This window comes from Cypionkella aquatica (assembly GCF_030161095.1).
Classification (GTDB): Bacteria; Pseudomonadota; Alphaproteobacteria; order Rhodobacterales; family Rhodobacteraceae; genus Cypionkella; species Cypionkella aquatica.
The window spans coordinates 16,694-35,189 of sequence record NZ_BSPP01000017.1 but is presented as its reverse complement, the minus strand read 5'-3'; the positions used below and the strand labels follow the sequence as shown (position 1 = coordinate 35,189).

Annotated in this window: 16 protein-coding genes; 9 read left to right on the top strand and 7 right to left on the bottom strand. The window is 61.4% G+C overall.

Annotated elements, in window-relative coordinates; genetic code table 11:
- Nucleotides 1–58 precede the first annotated feature (58 nt).
- Together QQJ98_RS18695 and QQJ98_RS18690 are read left to right on the top strand one after the other, a co-directional pair.
- Entirely contained in the window at nucleotides 59–1,105 is a 1,047-nt protein-coding gene (locus tag QQJ98_RS18695; protein ID WP_431307838.1) for an A/G-specific adenine glycosylase, read from the top strand.
- A 43-nt stretch (nucleotides 1,106–1,148) separates the two neighbouring features.
- The gene (locus tag QQJ98_RS18690; protein WP_284326806.1) at nucleotides 1,149–2,303 is read left to right on the top strand and encodes an alkane 1-monooxygenase; all 1,155 of its coding nucleotides are present in this window, start codon (nucleotides 1,149–1,151) and stop codon (nucleotides 2,301–2,303) included.
- 70 nt (nucleotides 2,304–2,373) lie between these two features.
- Here the strand turns inward: QQJ98_RS18690 and QQJ98_RS18685 are convergent, their stop codons facing one another.
- From QQJ98_RS18685 to QQJ98_RS18670, 4 genes are all read right to left on the bottom strand, one after another.
- Entirely contained in the window at nucleotides 2,374–3,429 is a 1,056-nt protein-coding gene (locus tag QQJ98_RS18685; RefSeq protein ID WP_284326805.1) for a class I SAM-dependent methyltransferase, read from the bottom strand.
- Nucleotides 3,430–3,584: 155 nt separating this feature from the next.
- Nucleotides 3,585–4,709, bottom strand: a complete 1,125-nt coding sequence (locus QQJ98_RS18680; protein ID WP_284326804.1) for a site-specific DNA-methyltransferase — start codon at nucleotides 4,707–4,709, stop codon at nucleotides 3,585–3,587.
- Between the two features lie 86 nt (nucleotides 4,710–4,795).
- Nucleotides 4,796–5,593: a ribonuclease HII gene (gene rnhB, locus QQJ98_RS18675; RefSeq protein ID WP_284326803.1), complete on the bottom strand. Its 798-nt coding sequence runs from the start codon at nucleotides 5,591–5,593 to the stop codon at nucleotides 4,796–4,798.
- Nucleotides 5,557–6,060, bottom strand: coding sequence for a hypothetical protein (locus QQJ98_RS18670; RefSeq protein WP_284326802.1), 504 nt, complete (start codon nucleotides 6,058–6,060; stop codon nucleotides 5,557–5,559). The genes rnhB and QQJ98_RS18670 overlap by 37 nt, the downstream gene beginning before the upstream one ends.
- A 196-nt stretch (nucleotides 6,061–6,256) precedes the next feature.
- Between QQJ98_RS18670 and QQJ98_RS18665 the strand changes: the two genes are divergently transcribed.
- The 3 genes from QQJ98_RS18665 (at nucleotide 6,257) to QQJ98_RS18655 (ending at nucleotide 9,830) form a co-directional block, all read left to right on the top strand.
- Nucleotides 6,257–6,553 carry a hypothetical protein gene (locus tag QQJ98_RS18665; protein WP_284326801.1) on the top strand — a complete coding sequence of 99 codons (297 nt, stop codon included), beginning with the start codon at nucleotides 6,257–6,259 and terminating at the stop codon, nucleotides 6,551–6,553.
- A complete protein-coding gene (locus QQJ98_RS18660) occupies nucleotides 6,525–7,229 on the top strand; it encodes a winged helix-turn-helix domain-containing protein (RefSeq protein WP_284326800.1) in 705 nt (234 codons plus the stop codon). Before QQJ98_RS18665 ends, QQJ98_RS18660 begins: the two co-directional genes overlap by 29 nt.
- 186 nt (nucleotides 7,230–7,415) lie before the next feature.
- On the top strand, nucleotides 7,416–9,830 hold the full coding sequence (locus QQJ98_RS18655; RefSeq protein ID WP_284326799.1) for a DEAD/DEAH box helicase: 2,415 nt from the start codon (nucleotides 7,416–7,418) through the stop codon (nucleotides 9,828–9,830).
- Between the two features lie 60 nt (nucleotides 9,831–9,890).
- Here the strand turns inward: QQJ98_RS18655 and QQJ98_RS18650 are convergent, their stop codons facing one another.
- The gene (locus QQJ98_RS18650; protein WP_284326798.1) at nucleotides 9,891–10,661 is read right to left on the bottom strand and encodes a 3'(2'),5'-bisphosphate nucleotidase CysQ; all 771 of its coding nucleotides are present in this window, start codon (nucleotides 10,659–10,661) and stop codon (nucleotides 9,891–9,893) included.
- A 2-nt stretch (nucleotides 10,662–10,663) separates the two neighbouring features.
- Nucleotides 10,664–12,004: a TldD/PmbA family protein gene (locus tag QQJ98_RS18645; RefSeq protein WP_284326797.1), complete on the bottom strand. Its 1,341-nt coding sequence runs from the start codon at nucleotides 12,002–12,004 to the stop codon at nucleotides 10,664–10,666.
- A 216-nt stretch (nucleotides 12,005–12,220) separates the two neighbouring features.
- Between QQJ98_RS18645 and QQJ98_RS18640 the strand changes: the two genes are divergently transcribed.
- On the top strand, nucleotides 12,221–13,207 hold the full coding sequence (locus QQJ98_RS18640; protein WP_284326796.1) for a hypothetical protein: 987 nt from the start codon (nucleotides 12,221–12,223) through the stop codon (nucleotides 13,205–13,207).
- A 222-nt stretch (nucleotides 13,208–13,429) separates the two neighbouring features.
- On the opposite strand, the gene QQJ98_RS18635 is transcribed toward QQJ98_RS18640, so the two are convergent.
- The gene (locus QQJ98_RS18635) at nucleotides 13,430–14,947 is read right to left on the bottom strand and encodes a DUF2125 domain-containing protein (protein WP_284326795.1); all 1,518 of its coding nucleotides are present in this window, start codon (nucleotides 14,945–14,947) and stop codon (nucleotides 13,430–13,432) included.
- A gap of 125 nt (nucleotides 14,948–15,072) precedes the next feature.
- Between QQJ98_RS18635 and QQJ98_RS18630 the strand changes: the two genes are divergently transcribed.
- From QQJ98_RS18630 to QQJ98_RS18620, 3 genes are all read left to right on the top strand, one after another.
- Nucleotides 15,073–15,849, top strand: a complete 777-nt coding sequence (locus QQJ98_RS18630; protein WP_284326794.1) for an SDR family oxidoreductase — start codon at nucleotides 15,073–15,075, stop codon at nucleotides 15,847–15,849.
- A 139-nt stretch (nucleotides 15,850–15,988) separates the two neighbouring features.
- Nucleotides 15,989–17,308, top strand: coding sequence for a mechanosensitive ion channel family protein (locus tag QQJ98_RS18625; RefSeq protein ID WP_284326793.1), 1,320 nt, complete (start codon nucleotides 15,989–15,991; stop codon nucleotides 17,306–17,308).
- Nucleotides 17,308–18,456: a TIGR03862 family flavoprotein gene (locus QQJ98_RS18620; RefSeq protein WP_284326792.1), complete on the top strand. Its 1,149-nt coding sequence runs from the start codon at nucleotides 17,308–17,310 to the stop codon at nucleotides 18,454–18,456. Before QQJ98_RS18625 ends, QQJ98_RS18620 begins: the two co-directional genes overlap by 1 nt.
- Nucleotides 18,457–18,496: the final 40 nt, after the last annotated feature.

Sequence of the window (18,496 nt, the reverse complement as noted above, 5' to 3'; positions counted from 1 at the left end):
CTATTGTATCGGTCTGCGAAGGGGTCGCCAAGGGCCGCTTGGGGTAAGGGGATAAAGATTGCGTGACGCGCAAAGCCAGCAATTGCCAGCCGTGAAATTGCTGGAGTGGTATGACCGATCAGCGCGGCTGATGCCGTGGCGGGTGTCGCCTGCCGACAAGGCGCGGGGTGTGCGGCCCGATCCCTACCGGGTCTGGATGTCGGAAGTGATGTTGCAGCAGACTACGGTGGCGGCGGTAACTGCATATTTCCAACGCTTTACCGCGCGATGGCCGACGGTGGCCGATCTCGCGGCGGCTGAGGATGCCGATGTGATGGCCGAATGGGCGGGGCTTGGCTATTACGCGCGGGCGCGCAATTTGCTGGCCTGCGCGCGGGCGGTGGTACGCGACTATGGCGGGGTTTTCCCGGATTCGGCTGCGGGGATGCGGGCTTTGCCGGGGGTGGGGCCCTATACTGCGGCGGCGGTGGCCGCGATTTGCTATGACGAGCCTGCGGTGGTGGTCGATGGCAATGTCGAGCGCGTGATGGCGCGGCTGTTCGCGGTGCAGGATCCGCTGCCGGGGGCCAAGCCGGAATTGGTGCGGCTGGCGGGGCTGTTGACGCCCGCCCTGCGACCCGGCGACTATGCGCAAGCGGTGATGGATCTGGGGGCGACGATCTGCTCCCCGCGCAATCCGGCTTGCGGGATTTGCCCTTTGCTGGGGCTGTGTGCCGCGCAACAGATTGGCATTGCAGCGGAATTGCCCCGTAAAATTGCCAAACCCGAAAAGCCTGTTCGGCAGGGCGTGGCTTGGGTGGCGACCCGCGGCGGTATGGTTCTGCTGGAGCGGCGGGCCGAGCGCGGGCTGCTGGGCGGCATGCTGGGCTTTCCGTCGGATGGTTGGGATGGCTCGGCTCTGGGGGCGCCATTTGCGGCGGAGTGGCGCGATCTGGGCGCGGTTAAGCACACGTTCACGCATTTCCATCTCGTGTTGCAGGTGATGCAGAGTGATTCTGATGCCAACCCGCAGCGAGGCGAATTTATGCTGGTAAATCCCGATGATCTGCCAACCTTGATGCGCAAGGCCTATGACCTTGCGTTTCCAGACAAAAAGCCGCGTTGAGTGGGATTTGTTTTCCGCTAGACTGGCTAAAAAGGGGGGCGTCATGGCCACTATTCCAAGCGCCGAAGTGCAACGGCTGCAAAACGCTCTGCCGTTTTGGTTGTCATTGGGGATGATCCCGGTGGCGATTGCCTGCGCGCTGGTGGGGGGCTGGTCTGTGCTGGCGCTGCCGCTTTACGCTTGGGGGATGTTTTCGCTGCTGGATCTGGTGACGGGGGAAAACCCTGATAATGCTGATCTGGATACGCCGGAAACCGGGCTGAAATATTACCGGCTGGTGACGCTGATCTGGTTTCCGGCGCAGTTTACCCTTCTGTGCTGGCTGCTGTGGTATGCGCCGCAGGCAGAGCATCTGAGCCTTGCCGCCAAGATCGGATTGTTTTTCGGCATGGGTGTGGTGTCGGGCACCATCGGCATCAACTATGCACATGAGCTGATGCACCAAAAACCAGCGTGGGAGCGGGCCTTGGGCGATCTGCTGCTGGCCTCGGTGCTTTACAGCCATTTCCGGTCTGAACATCTGCGGGTGCATCATCTTTATGTCGGCACCCCGCGCGATCCGGTGACGGCACGCTATAATGAAGGATTTCACCGGTTTTTGCCGCGTGTGCTGATCGAGTGTCGGAAATCAGCCTGGAAAGCCGAAGCCGCGATGCTGGCGCGCAAAGGTTTGAAACCGCTGGATAAATCTAGCCCATACTGGCGCTATTGGGGCTTGCAGGCGGCGATGCTGCTGCTGGCGCTCGCTTTGGGGGGATGGGTTGGGCTTGCGCTGTTCATCTGGCAGGCTGTTGTTGCGATCTGGCAGCTGGAGCTGGTAAATTACATCGAGCATTACGGCCTGACCCGCCGCTATCTGGGCGAGGGGCGCTATGAACATGTGCTGCCGCGCCACAGCTGGAACGCCTCGCATCGGGCGTCAAACTGGCTGCTGATCAATCTGCAACGCCATTCTGATCACCACTACAAACCCGATCGCCGCTTTCCCTTGCTGCAAACCTACGCTGCCGAAGATGCGCCGCAGTTGCCTTACGGCTATCCGGTGATGACGATGGCTGCGATGATCCCGCCGCTGTGGAAGCGGCTGATGAACCGGCGCGTGAAGGCATGGCGGGTGCAATATTACCCCGATATCACCGATTGGCATGGCTATAACAAAGGGCTTCACCCTGATCCCAAGGGCGCGCCAGCTGTGTGACGCGTGCTTTATGCGGGCCGTGGCAGCCTCCGGCGGGGATATTTTTACCAGTATGAATGACTAAGGTGCGCTAATCCCCATGGCCCCAGCGGCGCAGTGCAAGGTGAAGCGGGGCGAGAAAGCCATCTTCGGCATAGCCGCCTTTTGGCTGTGCGGGCAAAGCGCACCCGACATGGCGGGCGGTTCTTAGAATCGTTGCCAGCGATTTTGGCGGACGGATCATATAGAGAAAACCCTCTACCCGGGCGCAGCCAAGCGTTTCAAAGCGGGTGGTGAACTCCATATAGGGCGCGATCAGCAAAGTGCCGGGTCGGGCTTGGCCGATCAGCCGCGCCTCCATCTGCTCCAAGCCTGCGCCGTACATCGGCTTGTAGGCGTAAAGCACGTCATAAGCGCCGTAGGCTGCGAAACTCAGCGCGTCGGCGTGAAAGATCGTGGTGGCGCGCGCGCCGATCCGCTGCATCATCGCCTGCGCGATGGCGGCATGGCCAGCCTCGTATTCAAGCCCATCGGTGCGGGCGAACAATTCCGAGGCCAAAACCAGCTTTGATCCGATGCCGCAGCCAACATCCAGAAAAGCTGGCTGGTGTTTGCCCATCGCAAGACAAATGCGCCGCGCGGCCATCGCATAGCGCAGAAAATCGCTGGCGGGATAGGGCAGATCGCCATGATGGCCGGGGGCGTCATGATAGAGGTTGGGTGTGTGCGGGCTGAGATGGCTGTGCATGCGATCCCAAGTCCGGCTGTGCAGCGCAAGCGCCTGCGCCTCGGGTCCGTAGGGCGCTGGCGGCGGCGGAAACAGCGGCAGCCGTTGGCGCAGTGCTGCAGTCAGGCGGTCAATCGCGGCGGGGTAAAGCCGCAGATGCCGCAGAACGGCGTTGAAATACTGCCGCTCCGGTGCGTGGATCGGCAGGGCGCGGAAGGCAGGGCTGTGCAGATGAAAACTGTGGGCGCGCTGCAGGGCAAGGCGGTGCGGCAGGGCATCATTCAGCAACCCAGCAATTTGGGCGCGGATTTTCGTATTATAGGGCGGCACAAAAGCCAACGCGACTGCCGCGAAAATCGCCTTGAGGGCGGCTTCCTCGGATTGGCAGATGCGCGTCAGGCTGGGCAGATCGGGCTGCATTGCGGCTCGGATACATCGCTTCGATGTGGTGATGCTAGTGCAGGGCGCGTTGTGCGCCTAATGGAAAAAACCTCAGCACGACAAGCATGCTGAGGCAGTGGCGTCACGGGCGGACCATGACGCAGGCGTTCGGAAATCTTTGTAAAAGGAAGCGCTTAGTGCGGGCGGCCCAGATCGGCCTCCATCTCGGCGCGGATTTGCTGGCGCAGAATGTCAATCGGGATCATCTTGCCATCGCGCTTGAAGTGCCAATAGGTCCAGCCGTTGCAGGACGGCGCACCTTCATAAGCCGCACCAACCTGATGGATCGAGCCTTTGACTTCATGGCCCACCAGCGTGCCATCGGCGCGGACTTTGGCGCTGTAGCGCGAGCCCACAGAGTAAAGTTCTTCGCCGGGGCGCAGCATGCCGCGTTCCACCACTTGCCCGAAAGGTACGCGGGGCTCTGCGCGCTTGGAACCGGTGATTTCCAAGGCCGAGGCGTCAAAGCGGCGCACGCGGCTGATGCGTTCCTCGGCGACTTTGCGGTAGGCTTCTTCGCGTTCAATCCCAATGAAATCGCGGCCCAGCATCTTGGCGACGGCGCCGGTGGTGCCAGTGCCAAAGAACGGATCCAACACGACATCGCCGGGGTTGGTCGTGGCGATCAGCACGCGGTGCAGCAGCGATTCGGGCTTTTGCGTTGGATGCGCCTTGTCGCCGTTTTCATCTTTCAGCCGCTCATGCCCGGTGCAGATCGGCAGCACCCAGTCGGAACGCATCTGCACACCGTCGTTCAGTTCCTTCAGCGCTTCGTAGTTGAAGGTGTACTTGCTGTCTTCATCGCGTGAGGCCCAGATCAGGGTTTCATGCGCGTTGGTCAGGCGTTTGCCACGGAAGTTCGGCATCGGATTGGATTTGCGCCAGACCACATCGTTCAGCATCCAATAGCCTTGGTCTTGCAGGGCCGATCCGACGCGGAAAATGTTGTGATACGACCCAATCACCCAGATCGCGCCATTTGGTTTCAGCAGGCGTTTCGCCGCCGCCAACCATTCGCGGGTGAATTTGTCATAGGCGGCAAAGCTGGAAAACTGGTCCCAATGATCATCCACCGCATCGACCTTGGAGTTGTCGGGCCGGTGCAGATCGCCCTTCAGCTGCAGATTGTAGGGGGGGTCTGCGAAGATCAGGTCAACCGAGCCTGCCGGAAGCGCATTCATCCGCTCGATACAGTCGCCATCAAGGATTTGGTTCAGCGGAAGGTTATGCACCACCGCCGGTTTGCTTTTCGTCGCCATGTTCTGCCTCTGCCCTCGGTGTTATTCACCGTTTGTTGATGCAGAGAATGAGTCATTGTGGATAACTCGTCAAATTCTTTATTGAATCAAGGGGTTACAGATTTATCTTGATACAACATATTGTGGATAGGTTTGAACGAACGTCTATGCGCAGGCGTGACCCCAAGATTTAGGAGCGCCAACTGATGCAACTTTGTCGGGTATCCGGCGTTCTGCTCCCAGCCATAACCGGGGTATTGTTGCGCCAAATCCACCATGATGCGATCGCGCGCCACTTTGGCGATGATTGAGGCGGCTGCGATCGAAAGTGATTTGGCGTCGCCTTTGACGATGGCCTGCGCGCGCCCCTTCAGATTCGCTGGAATCAGGTTGCCGTCGATCAGGATATGGTCGGGTTGAAAGGCAAGACCGGCCACGGCGCGCTCCATCGCCAGATGGCTGGCGCGCAGGATATTGAGGCTGTCGATTTCTTCGACGCTGGCATGGGCGATACAGCAATGAGCGGAGGCAAGGATCGCATCATAAAGCGCATCGCGGCGGGCGGCGGTCAGGGCTTTGGAATCGGCCAGACCGGGTGGGATTCGCTCCGGGTCAAGGATGACGGCGGCGGCGGTGACCGGGCCTGCAAGCGGGCCACGGCCCACTTCGTCCACACCCGCGATATGGGCGTGACCAAGGGCATGGGCTGCGATTTCAAAGGCGAAACTGGCGGTGAATTTTTCCATGCCGTTCGCGTAGCGTGAAATGGGCGATGAAAAAAGGGGGGCGGCGCTGCTCTGGCCACCGCCCCCAAGGATCGGGCCGCTAAGGGTTCGGGTTCGGGTTCGGGTGCGGCCCGGATGGGAAACTAGCGGCCGATGCGAAAACCTGCGTCGCGCAGACATTGTGCGGAATAGACGCGGTCGCGCTGGCCATAGATGCGGATTTCGCGGGCGCAATTGGGCAGGCGGTAGTCAAACCCCTCGCGGCGCATGCATTTTTCCGAATACATCGACACCGCCCTGCCAGAATTGCTGTCGATGTCTATTGCGCAGACCGACGGCACGCGCGGATCATGGGCTGGCTGGGGCTTGTGGGCCTTGCGATCACGCTCACGCTCGCGGTCTTTCTTGTCGTCAATGCTTTTCGCGATCAGGCCGATCACCAAAGCCCCCGCGATGATCTTGGCGACATCATTGCCGCGCTTGTCGGCATGCGACGGCATCGCAGTGGCGGCCAGCATGGAGACCGCAATCAACAGCACCACAAAGAAATTCGCCTGCCGCTTCAGCGCGAACATCGGCGTGTGGCGGCTGTCACGCAGGGCGTGGAAGGTTTCGGCAAGGGTTTCGGATTGATATGGAGTGGACATGGTGACCTCCTTCTTCTGGGTGGGATTATTGGGTGGGCTTGTTGTATGAAGCCGATACCTGAGCTTGGTCGTTCTACGTCCGGCCAAGCAATATCCGTCGACTGCTATGCGATAACATCGGGGTAAACGCCGTTGGATATTGAATAGCTCCAAGGATTTGCCCAAAGTGTTGGTAACGATTTAGGGAGTGCAGAAGATGCGCCTGTTGCTTGCGGCACTATTGGGTCTAACCCTTACGCTGGGTATCGCTCTGCCTGCGAGCGCGGAATGTTATGCCGATTACAAGGCCAAGCAGGATGATCCGTTGCGGCTGCACTATGGAGTTGCGCAGATTTCGGATGGGGCTTGCGGCAGCAACGGTGCGGCGAAAGGCGAACTTAAGCCAAGGCTGGCCGCCGGTGGCTGGACTTTGCTGAACGTATTGTCCACGTTCGGCCCCGACGGTTTGGGAGAAAGGAAAGCCAGTGCAGGAGAGTACTTCCTCCGCTACTGATGTGCTGAAGGCGGGCAATCGGGTGGTTGCGGGCGGCATTGCTGCGATTGTGCTGATCTTGCTGGGCGCTGCGGTGTTTTTGTTCATCAACCTGCCCGATGCCAATGCGTTCAACGCACGGGTGGAGCGGTTGTTTGTCGAGAACAACAACCTGAACACCGGGGCCGAGATCAAGCTGCTGGAGATTCTGGCGCAATCGGGGACCAGTTTTTCCGAGGTGCTGAACAGCTATCGGTCGGTGATCTTTGTGCTGTTGGTGTTTGCCACCGCGCTGATGGTGGCGGCGCTGGTGTTTCTGGTGACGATCATTGCGCTGAACCGGCGGATTTCGGCGATTCAGCGGAGTGGTATTCAGGTCAGCACTTTGGTGATCAGCCGCGAGGCGCGGGCGGTTTACATCAATGATATGGAATTTGCGCTGACTGAAGCTGCGATTGAAACGCTGTCTGTGTTGGCCGAGGCGCGGATGGATGACGATGTGCTGACCGGCGCGCAGATCGAGGGCGTGATTTCGGGCCGCAATGCTGCCGATTGTGACGAGGCGGCGGGGGCCACCCGGGTCAAGCGGTTGCGCGATGCGTTGGGTAATCAGCTGGTGTCGGAATTGCTGGTCAAGACGATTGCACGGCGCGGCTATATGCTGGCGGTCGGCAAGGATACGATCAAGATGATCTGATCCGGGGTGGTGCGTGCAAGCACACACCCTCGCTATATACATCCTGCGCGATTCGCTGTATGCGGCGTCCTTCGGCCCGAGGATTCCGGGGCAGGCGGCAGGGAGGCTGGCTTGCGATGGGGAATGAGGTGCCGTTTTTTGGGACTTCACGGGCATGGCAAAAGCCATCCCCCATCAGGAAAAGACATGATTGATCAAATGATTGCCGCGCCTTTGGCTGCGGCTTTGACGGCTAAGGGCTATGAAAATCTGACCGCTGTGCAGACAGCGATGCTGCAACCGGATGCGCAGGGGCGCGATGTGCTGGTGTCGGCGCAGACCGGCTCGGGCAAGACCGTGGCTTTCGGGATTGCGATTGCCGACCAGATTCTGGGCGGCATGGACAAGCTTTTGTATGCCGATAATCCGCTGGCCTTGGTGATCGCACCGACCCGCGAATTGGCGCTGCAAGTGGCGCGCGAGTTGGAATGGCTTTATGCCAGCGCTGGCGCTGTGATTGCGACCTGTGTGGGTGGCATGGATTACCGCACTGAAAAGCGTGTGCTGGACCGTGGCGCGCATATCGTTGTCGGCACGCCGGGCCGTCTGCGCGACCATATCGACCGCAAATCGCTGAACCTGTCGGGCCTGCGCGCCGCTGTGCTGGACGAAGCCGATGAGATGCTGGATCTGGGGTTCCGCGAAGATCTGGAATATATCCTCGCCGCCGCGCCGGAAGACCGCCGCACGCTGATGTTCTCGGCCACCGTGCCGAAAGAGATCGCCAAGCTGGCAGAAGATTTCCAAGTCAATGCGTTGCGCGTGGCAGCGCAAGGTGAAGCCAAGCAGCACGTCGACATCGAATACCGGGCTTTGTCGGTGGCGGTGCGGGATCGTGAACATGCGATCTTCAACATGCTGCGCTTCTACGAGGCGAAGACCGCCATCGTGTTCTGCAAAACCCGCGTCAACGTCAATCATCTGATGGCGCGGATGGGCAATCGCGGCTTTAAGGTCGTGGCTTTGTCGGGCGAGTTGAGCCAGCAGGAACGCACCAACGCGCTGACCGCTTTGCGCAATGGCCGCGCGAATGTCTGTATCGCGACCGATGTGGCCGCGCGCGGTATCGACTTGCCGGGTCTGGAATTGGTGATCCATGCCGATCTGCCGTCAAACTCGGAAACGCTGTTGCACCGCTCGGGTCGGACTGGGCGCGCAGGCTCCAAGGGCGTGTCGGCGCTGATCGTCGCCCCGTCGGAATTCAAGAAAGCCCAGCGTCTGTTGCAGGGTGCCAAGGTTGTGGCGGAATGGGGCGCTGCGCCGTCGGCGGACGACGTGCAGGCCAAAGACGATATGCGCATCTTTGAAAATCCGGTGTTTGGTCAGAATCTGACCGACGAGATGGATATGGCGATGAAGCTGATCGAGCGCTTTGGCGCAGAGCAGATTGCTGCGGCCTATGTTCAATCGTGGCGCTCGGGGCGTTCAGCACCGGAAGTTCTGTCGGATCAGACCGGCCCGGTGCGGGAAGCCCGCGAAGCCGCCCCGCCGCGTGAGCGCAGCGAATTTGGTGCCTCGGTCTGGTATACGTTGTCGGTTGGCCGCTCGGGCCGTGCCGAAGCGCGTTGGCTGTTGCCGAAAATCTGTGACGCAGGCTCGATCACCAAGGACGGCATTGGTGCGATCCGGGTGCAGGAAGACATCACTTATGTGCAAATCGCCGAAGCTTTGGCCAGCCGGTTTGGTCTGACGCTGGAGCTTGAAAACGGCGTTGTGATGGAGCGGATGGAAGGCGAGCCTTCGATGGATCGCCCGGAACGCGCCCCGCGTGCGCCGTCGCGGGATCGTGCAGATCGCCCCGCCCGCGCGCCGCGCGCTGATGCAGCCGAGCGTTCGGATAAGCCCGCTTATGAAAAGCGCGAAAAAGCACCCTATGTGCCGAAGCCTTCGCGTCTGGTCGAAGAAGCTGCGGCGGATGGTTATGATCCGATCAAGGGCTCTGAAGCGGCACCTGCCGAGGCTCCGCGTCCGCGCGCGCCCAAGCCCTATGCCAAGCGCGATGATGATGCGGCCAAGCCCTATGCAGCGGCCAAACCTTATGCGCCGCGTGGCGACAAGCCTGCCTATGCGCCGCGTGCGGATGGCGAGCGTAAACCTTATGCGCCGCGCGCCGAGGGTGCCAAGCCTTACGCCAAGCGTGAAGACGGTGATCGCAAGCCCTACGCGCCGCGCGCTGAAGGGGCAAAACCCTACGCGCCGCGTGGCGACAAGCCCGCTTATGCGCCGCGTGCGGATGGCGAGCGTAAACCCTATGCGCCGCGTGCTGAAGGGGCCAAGCCCTATGCCAAGCGCGAAGACGGTGACCGCAAGCCTTACGCGCCGCGTGCTGAAGGGGCGAAACCTTATGCGCCGCGTGGCGACAAGCCGGCTTATGCGGGCAAATCGGCTGGGTTCAAATCGCATGGTGGTGGTGCAGAGGGCAAGCCGGGCAAGGCGTTCGGCTCCAAATCCCACGGCGCAGAGGGCAAGTCGTTCGGCAAGCCTGCCTTTGCCAAGCCCGCTGGGCCTAAGGTCGATGCCAAGGATACGTCCAAGCGCTTTGTGCCGCCGAAGAAAAAGTAATCTGGCGTCGATTCACAGCCGGTCCATAGCTTTGAATAAAGCCGCCTTCGGGCGGCTTTATTATTGCAGCAGGCTGATCAGATCGTCGTGCAGCAGCGGGGCGCAAGCGAAAGTGCCCGCCGATTGCGCTGCGGGGGCGTTGAAATCCAGTGCCAACCCGTCGCGGTCGGTGACTTTGGCGCCTGCGCGCGCCGCGATCAGGCTGCCTGCGGCGATGTCCCATTCCCAGGCATCCATGAAGGTGATCATGCCGTCAAAGCTGCCATCTGCCACCAGACACAAGCGGTAGGCCAGCGAGGCGCGGAAGCTGCGCTGAAACTGCGGCACGCCGTTGGGCCAGTTCTGCGGATCAAGCGCGGTCTTTGATGTCAGGATATTGGGCTGATCTGCAAGCGACTTCCGGCTGCAGGTGATCGGCTGGCCATCGCGCAGGGCGGGGCCGAATTCGGTCGCGGTATACAGCTTGTCCAGCGCGGGCAGATAGACCACGGCGGCGGTGATCTTGCCGTTATGCGCGACGGCGAGGGAATGCGAGAAGTGTTTCTCGCCCGCGATGAAGGCACGGGTGCCGTCAATCGGATCAACGATGAACTGATGCTCTGTGCGAAGCCGGGTGGTGTCGTCGGGCGTTTCCTCGGACAGCCAGCCATAATCGGGGCGGGCACGGCGCAGGATGCCCATGATCAGGTCATTGCAGGCCAGATCAGCCTCGGTCACCGGGCTGCTATCGGCTTTGTCCCAAGCTTTGGGCGCGTTTTTCCAGTAGCGCATGGCAACTTCGCCTGCGGCACGGGCGGCTTCGGTCAGCAAAGCAAGATCACGTTCGGCCACAGTCACGCCCCGGCTAGGATCATGCCCTCGACCAGCAGGCTGGGGACGCGGGTGGACAGATGCGCGCGGGCATCGTTGGCAGGGATGATGCGCTTGAGCATGTCGCGCAGATTGCCTGCGATGGTACATTCGTTGACCGGATACAGGATTTCGCCGTTTTCGACCCAGAACCCCGACGCGCCGCGCGAATAATCCCCGGTGGTGGGATTGATGGTCGATCCGATCATCGAAGTGATCAGCAGCCCCGTGCCCATGTCGCGGATCAGGTCGGCGCGGCTGGCGGAACCTTGGGTCAGGTCAAGGTTTGAGCTTGCGGGCGTCGGCGGCGCGGAGGTGCCGCGCGCGGCGTTGCCGGTGCTTGACAGCCCCAGTTGGCGGGCGGTGGCAAGATCCAGCGTCCAGCCCATCAGCACACCGTTTTCAATAACCATGCGGCGCTGCGACGGCAGACCTTCGCCATCAAACGGACGCGAGCCGCCGATGCGGGGGCGCAACGGGTCTTCAACCAGAGACAGATGCGCGGGCAGAACTTGGGTGCCAAGTCCATTCAGCAGCCATGACGATCCGCGCGCGATGGCCGCGCCGTTGATCGCCCCCACCAGATGGCCGATCAGGGATTGGGCGACGCGTTCATCAAACAGCACCGGATAGGTGCCGGTTTTAGGTTTGGTCGCCCCGGCGCGGGCCAGAGTGCGCTCGGCGGCCAGCGCGCCAATGTCGGTGGCGGAGGGCATGTCGGCGGCAAAGATGCGGCCTTCGCCTGCGTAGTCGCGCTCCATCGCGGTGCCTGATCCGGTGAAGGCGACGGCGGAGACCGAATGGGAGGACCGCTCATACCCGCCTGCGAAGCCGTTGGACGCTGCCAGATGCACGGCGCGGCGGCCGTAACCTGCGGAGGCCTCAACCTGAGTGATGCCGGGGGCGGCCATTGCGGCGGATTCAGCGGCGCGGGCAAGCGATTCGAGATGCGCGGCGGATGGCTCGGGCGCGTCTTCGACCAGTTGCAGCGCGGCCAAATCCCAGTGTTTGGCGATTTGGTCGGGGGCGGCGAGGCCTGCGTAGGGATCATTCGGGGCCTCGCGCGCCATGGCGACGGCGCGTTCGGCCAGCCGTGACAGGGTGGCGGGCGAGGTGTCAGAGGCTGATACGCAGGCTTGCCGCCCGCCGATCAGCACGCGCAGACCGATCTCGGTTGCCTCGGACCGTTCGGCTTGCTCCAAAGCGCCTGCGCGGATGTCGATAGATTGCGAAGTGCCGGAAAGGGCCATCGCATCGGCGGCTTCTGCTCCTGCCTGCTTGGCGGCGTGGAGAAGGGCTTCGGTCAGCGCGGCAAGACGGGACATGCAGTATCCTTAAGGGATTTGACTTCGTTGCGGCTCAAAGTCATGCTTTCCGGGCGGACTTCAAGATGTAAGGGCATATTTAAAGCGTGTCAGGTTTGAATTGAATCGAAAATCGCAGCCTCGGCCATGCGCTGGAACGCGTTTTTCGAGGAAGCTATTTCGGTGAAAACCTGACAAGCTCTTGCCCATCAAGTTTTTTCATAAAGGGATTTTGCCATGCCGTGGACGGTGGTGGTGGATGATCGCGGCCAGCGCTGGGGGGTGAACCAAGAGGGGGTTTATCTGATGCTGCGGGCGGCGTTGCGGGCGGAAAAGATCAGGGCGCGGTCGCAGATCACTTCGGTTGAAAATGGGTTGTTGCTGCCAACGACCTATCTGTTTGAAACCGATTGGGCGGGATTGCGCGCCGATGTGGATCAGGAAACCAACACTTTCTATCTGGATGCGGCGGCGCGGCTGGCCCGTGATCCGGCCTCGATGCGGGCAAACCTTTTGGGGATGATCGGGCGCGGGCGCACCGATTTCAACGCGGTAGAGGCGATGCGGCGGCGTGCCACCCGGCAATCTTCAGCCAGCATTTCCAGCAATGTTGAAGGCTGGGAGACGGCGCTTTCGGTGGCGCAGTTCGTGCGCGACACTTCGGCCACGATTCTGGTGGTGGGGGCGGGCTTGCTGTCTGGCGGCGCGGCTTTCGGCGTATTGGGGGCGGGATCGGTGTTGCGCGGCACGGCAACCTATCAGGACACCGGCAATGTGGGCGCTGCTGTGATCAACGGATCGGGCACATTCATTGTCGGCATGGTCGGCATTGCGGGGGGCAACCCGGCGCTGGCCCGCAGCGAACAGATTCAGGTGATGTTTGTGGGCTCGGGCCTGCAAGGCGGGGTGCAGGGCATGCAGTCTTTGGTCGAGGGCAAGACGCCGAAGCAGGCGTTGCAGCAGGCGGCGGTCTCGGCCGGGTTCAACCTGCTGGGATCTGCGGTTGGTGGCCGGATCGAGAATATGAGCTTTAGCACGCGGTTGGTGGTGGGCGGGGTGATTGACACCACTGGCAATGCGCTGACGGCGGCGACAGTGCCGACGCCCGCGCCGCAAGCGATTGCGCGGCCTGCGGTGACGGGCAATCTCGATTTCGCGGGCATCCCATTTGATCCGGCGGCGGATGAACTTTATCTGGCGCAGAACTGTTTGCGGCGGCTGTAACGAGCGATCTTGCGGCCTTAGCCGGGGATGCTGCTGCGGCTTCGGGTTTTGTCCCAGCTGGGACAAATTTCTGTAGGTGGTGGAATCGGGAATTTCCCCCACATCATCTTGAATTATTGGCGGATAAAGCCCGGGAAACATTCACCGAAAATTAAGAAATGCGCCCAAGCGGGGCGCATTTCAGATCTTGCATAAGGCTTGCGCCAAGCGTGGCGGGCGGTGTTATTGCAGCTTTTGGCCGTTGGCGTAGAAGCCCTTGTCCTTGAATTCCAAGGTCGAGGTCATCTCGTCTTTGTCAGCCGCCGAATTGGCAAACATCGACACCATCATCTTGAAGCCCATCGCCTGATCTTGCGGCAGCAAGCCCATCGCCACCAGCTTATCCAACAAAGTGTTGCCGCCGGTCAGTTTCAGATCCAGCTTGCCGGTGGGCAAAGGCATGCCCGGGAAGGTGGTTTTGTCGGTGTTGTCGAAGGTAAACGCCCCGGCACCGGTCAGTTCAGCCCCGGCGACCGAAGCTTTCAGCTCGGTCACATCCAGCGCGTTCAGCTCACCCGGAGGGGCTTCGCCCAAGGCTGCCATCGCGGCCTCGTCGAACAGATCGGTGGTCAGGGTGACTTTGCCCTTGGTGTCGATAATCACCGTGGCCGGATCATGCGGCAGGTTGCCCGCCGGATCGACCATACCCCAGACTTCGTCGGAAACGGTGAAGCCGACCAGCTTGGTCAGCAGCGCGAAATCGGCGGGCGCGTCGGTTTTGCCAACCGGGATCGCCATGTTGAAGGCGGCTTCCTGATAGCCGACTTTCAGCTCGGGGAAGGGGATGTCGGCGCTGGCGATGGTCACGGCCAAGGCCTTGCCAGTGCCGCCGTATTGCAGATGCGTGGCGTCCATCGCAAAGGAGATATCGCCTGCCTCAGAGGTGCCTGCGATCTTGGTGGGCTTGGTATCCTCCATCACGTCCAGCGCGAAAGTCATCGCGCCATGGCTGAAGCTGCCGTTCACCGCGAAGCCATCTTTCAGCGCCTTGCCCAGATCGGCCATTTCGGCAGCACCCAGGAAGGTGCCGTTCGAGCTGCCTGCAAGATCGGCGATGGTTGCCGAGAAATTCACATCGGTTTTGGTGGAGGTGTCTTTGCCAACGCCGGTCAACGCCACTTTTGCGGCGGTGAAATCCGAAGTGATGGTCTTGGCGGCAGCTTCGCCTTCGACCAGATAGCTGCCCGACAGCTGGGTCACATCTGCGGTAAAGCTGCCATCGGCTTCGCCGCCTGCGGTGGCAGGCTCTACCTTGAGGCTGAGCGTGGGCGCTTCAAATTCATAGCTCAGCGCATCCACGGTGCCGCTGGCGGTCACAACCATTTCGGGCTGGGTCAGGGTGATCTTCAGATCGGTGGGCTTGCCGCCGTCGACGCCTTCAACCGCGGGGGCCTTCAGTGTCATCGTCGTGGCATCCGAGGTGGTCACATCGACCGTGCCATCGCCGTTGTCGGTGAAATCAATCTGCTCGATATTCGAGGTGAAGGCAGTGCCATCTTTTTCATAGGTGATCGCAACACCCGATACGACCAGAGTATCGCCATCACGCTCGGCGCTGACCGAGGTGACGGTCTGACCGGCAGAGGTGCTCATGTCTTGCCAATTTTGCCATACTTCTTCAGGGGTTACGTCGGCAAATGCGCCGGTGCCTGCCAAAATCGCAATCGCGGCAGTGCTGCTTGCAAGTTTCCAGTGTTTCATAATGACGCCTTTTCGATGGAAATATTGCCGACAAGCATCTGTCCAAGCGCAGGCAGGGTCAAGGCTTTCCGTTCGCGGCGGCTTTCGGTAAACGGAATTGTCATGTGGGCGTGAAGGAGATTGCGATGCAAGCGGCGGATCTGCAGGGAAAAGTGGTGGCGATCACCGGGGCCAGCCGGGGCATCGGTGCTGCAACCGCACGGGCGTTCGCGGCGGCGGGGGCAAAGGTTGCACTGCTGGCGCGATCAGGGGCCGAGATTGAGGCGCTGGCGGCGGAAATTGGCACAACGGCGCTGGGCGGCACCGCTTGGGCGCGGGTTTGCGATGTGGCGGACGGTGCCGATGTGCAGGCAGCCTTGACTGAAGTGCAAGCGCGGTTTGGCCGTCTGGATGTGCTGATCAACAATGCTGGCGTGATCGAGCCGATTGCCAAGCTGGCCGAGGCCGGGGTGGAGGCGTTTTCAACCGCCATCGACATCAATCTGAAAGGTGTGTTCCACGGCATGCGCGCGGCTTTGCCGATCATGCGGGCGCAAGGCGCGGGCACGATCATCACGGTGTCGTCGGGTGCTGCGGTCAATCCGATGGAAGGCTGGGGCGGCTATTGTGCCAGCAAAGCCGGGGCGTTGATGCTGACCCGCGTGGCGCATCTGGAAGAGGCCGCGCAGGGCATCCGGGTGCTGGGGATGTCGCCGGGCACGGTGGCAACGGATATGCAGGTGAAGATCAAGGCCAGCGGCGTCAATCCGGTCAGCCAGCTGGATTTTGCGGTGCATATTCCGGCAGATTGGCCCGCGAAATGCTTGTTGTGGATGTGCGGCGCTGCGGCGGATGACTATTTGGGCCGCGATGTGTCGTTGCGCGACGAGACCGTGCGCCGGGCGGTCGGGCTGATCGCCTGAGGGCGAAATTCGCGTGAATTTCGGGCACGATTTCTGCGCAGAAATCGGCGTGCTGGCAGCGGATCGCCTGCGCATCGGCTGCGGGGCGGCTTGTTTTCATTGGTGGCGTTTGACATTGGGTATGCGGTAGGGGTGTGTGATGGAACAGCAATCGGAATTCGTGACCAAGCTGATGAGCTGGCTCAATCAAGCCCGCGACATTGCCGAAGGCTGGCTGCTGTCGCCTGCCGCTTGGTCGCAATTTGCCTTGCTGGCGCTGGCGGTGTTTGGCGCGCGCTATGCCACCCGCCGCATCACGCCGCTGGCCGCCAAATTGCTGGATCCCGGCGAGAAAGACAGCTTTCTTGCCACCGCGCGCCGCTTTGCGGCCCGGTTCCTGCCCTTGATGATGCCGTTGCTGGCCTATGGCTTTACGGCGGCGGGCGAGGAAGTGACGCGCTCGCTGTTCGGCTCGGGCGATGTGATTGCCTTGGGCAAACGGGTGTTCTTCTTCCTTGCCGCGCGGCTGTTCGTGCAACAGGTGCTGCGCGATCCGTTCCTGAAGCTGCTGGGCAAATATGTGCTGGTGCCGGTGGCCGCGCTTTATGCGGTGGGGCTGCTGGATGATATCTCGCTGCGGCTGGAAGAAACCATCATCGCGTTGGGCAATATCCGGTTTTCGGTGATGGCGCTGATCCGCGGGGTGATTGCGGGCGGGCTGTTGTTCTGGCTGGGATCGTGGTCGAACCGGCAATCGGCAGACTATATCAAGAAACAGGAAGAGCTGCGCCCGGCCACCCGCGAATTGGCGGTCAAGGCGACCGAAGTGGCGATCTTTGGCGCGGCGTTCCTGCTGCTGATGAGCATCATGGGCATTGATCTGACCGCCGTGGCCTTGCTGGGCGGTGCTTTGGGTGTGGGGATCGGGCTTGGCCTGCAACAGATCGCGGCGAATTTTGTCAGCGGCATCATCCTGTTGATCGAGGGTCAGACCACGGTGGGCGATTATGTCGAACTCGATGGCGGCGAAAAAGGCACCATCGTCAAGATGACGGCGCGGGCCTGCGTGCTGGAAACTTTTGATGGCAAATGGATCGTGGTGCCGAATGAACATTTCGTCACCACGCGGGTGGTCAATTACTCGGATCAAGGCAGCGCCAACCGCTATGAGGCCTTGTTCTCGGTCGGCTACGATACCGACATCAACCGCGTGCCAGAGGTGATCGAACGCGCGGTGCGCGCGCTTGATTTCGTGCTGGTGGCCCCGGATGGCCCCGATTGCGAATTGCGCGGCTTTGGCGAAAGCAGTGTCGATTTTGCGGTGGAATACTGGGTCAACGGCATCGACGACGGCAAGAATAAATACGGCTCTGTGGTGCTGTTCGCGATCTGGAACGCGCTGAAAGCCGAAGGAATTGCGATGCCTTACCCGCACCGCGTTGTGGAACTCAAGGGCGCTATGCCCAAAGGAAATGTCTGATGGATGCTTTGGTGATTGGCGCTGGCCCTGCGGGTCTGATGGCGGCAGAGGAACTTGCGCGGGCCGGGCGCAGCGTGGTGGTATGCGAGGCCAAACCCAGCCCCGCGCGCAAGTTTCTGATGGCAGGCAAGTCGGGGTTGAACATCACCAAGGACGAAGATCGCAGCAGCTTTATTGCAGAATATCGCAATGACTGGCTGCGCCCGATGCTGGCCGAATTTGGCCCGCGCGAGATGATCATCTGGGCGCGGTCTTTGGGCGAAGAGGTGTTCACCGGATCAACGGGGCGGGTGTTTCCCCGCTCGATGAAAGGCTCTCCGGTGCTGCGGGCATGGCTGAAACGGCTGGAAGGCGCGGGGGTAGAGTTGCGGTCGCGCTGGCGCTGGGCGGGGTTCGATGGCGACGGGTTGGCATTTGAAACGCCGCAGGGCCGCGAGGTTCTGCGCCCGAAGGTGACGGTGCTGGCCTTGGGTGGTGCGTCTTGGGCGCGGCTGGGGTCGGATGGTCATTGGGTGCCGTGGCTGGCGGAAAAGGGTGTCGAGATTGCGCCGTGGCAGCCCGCCAATATGGGCTTTGCGGTGGCTTGGACCCCGCATATGGCCAAGCATTTCGGCACGGCGATCAAAGGTGCTGCCCTGCTGGTCGGTGATCAGCGCGAGCGTGGCGAGTTTGTGATCTCGGCCCGTGGCATTGAGGGCGGCGGCGTTTATGCGGTCAGCCGGGCGTTGCGCGAGGGGGCTGCACTCAAGCTCGATCTGATGGCAGATGTGGCAGGTGCCGAGGTTGCGGCGAAACTTGACCGGATGAAACCCGGAGAGACCCTCGCCAACCGCCTGCGCAAACTGGGGCTGTCGGCGGCGGCGGTGGCTTTGGTGATGGAATTTGGCCGGGGCCTTGAGACGGTGGCGGCGGTGAAAGCCCTGCCGATGAAACTGGCAGGCCCGCGCCCGCTGGACGAGGCGATCTCGGTCGCAGGCGGTGTGACGCAGGCGGCGGTGACGGATGGGCTGGAGCTGAAAGCCCTCCCCGGCATGTTCGTCTGCGGCGAGATGCTGGATTGGGAGGCTCCGACCGGCGGGTATCTGCTGACGGGTGTGGCCGCAACCGGGCGCTGGGCGGGACGCGCCGCCGCTTTAACAAGTCCCTAATTTCATCCGTTCTTAAATATCCCGGGGGTGCGGGGGCTGG

Excerpts from the sequence above, each read along its gene's own strand:
- QQJ98_RS18655 (WP_284326799.1), top strand. The coding sequence starts at position 7,416 with ATGATTGATCAAATGATTGCCGCGCCTTTGGCTGCGGCTTTGACGGCT.
- QQJ98_RS18630 (WP_284326794.1), top strand. The coding sequence starts at position 15,073 with ATGCAAGCGGCGGATCTGCAGGGAAAAGTGGTGGCGATCACCGGGGCC.
- QQJ98_RS18685 (WP_284326805.1), bottom strand. The coding sequence starts at position 3,429 with ATGCAGCCCGATCTGCCCAGCCTGACGCGCATCTGCCAATCCGAGGAA.
- QQJ98_RS18640 (WP_284326796.1), top strand. The coding sequence starts at position 12,221 with ATGCCGTGGACGGTGGTGGTGGATGATCGCGGCCAGCGCTGGGGGGTG.
- QQJ98_RS18625 (WP_284326793.1), top strand. The coding sequence starts at position 15,989 with ATGGAACAGCAATCGGAATTCGTGACCAAGCTGATGAGCTGGCTCAAT.
- QQJ98_RS18665 (WP_284326801.1), top strand. The coding sequence starts at position 6,257 with ATGCGCCTGTTGCTTGCGGCACTATTGGGTCTAACCCTTACGCTGGGT.
- QQJ98_RS18635 (WP_284326795.1), bottom strand. The coding sequence starts at position 14,947 with ATGAAACACTGGAAACTTGCAAGCAGCACTGCCGCGATTGCGATTTTG.
- QQJ98_RS18645 (WP_284326797.1), bottom strand. The coding sequence starts at position 12,004 with ATGTCCCGTCTTGCCGCGCTGACCGAAGCCCTTCTCCACGCCGCCAAG.
- QQJ98_RS18670 (WP_284326802.1), bottom strand. The coding sequence starts at position 6,060 with ATGTCCACTCCATATCAATCCGAAACCCTTGCCGAAACCTTCCACGCC.
- rnhB (WP_284326803.1), bottom strand. The coding sequence starts at position 5,593 with ATGTCTGCGCGACGCAGGTTTTCGCATCGGCCGCTAGTTTCCCATCCG.
- QQJ98_RS18690 (WP_284326806.1), top strand. The coding sequence starts at position 1,149 with ATGGCCACTATTCCAAGCGCCGAAGTGCAACGGCTGCAAAACGCTCTG.
- QQJ98_RS18620 (WP_284326792.1), top strand. The coding sequence starts at position 17,308 with ATGGATGCTTTGGTGATTGGCGCTGGCCCTGCGGGTCTGATGGCGGCA.
- QQJ98_RS18680 (WP_284326804.1), bottom strand. The coding sequence starts at position 4,709 with ATGGCGACGAAAAGCAAACCGGCGGTGGTGCATAACCTTCCGCTGAAC.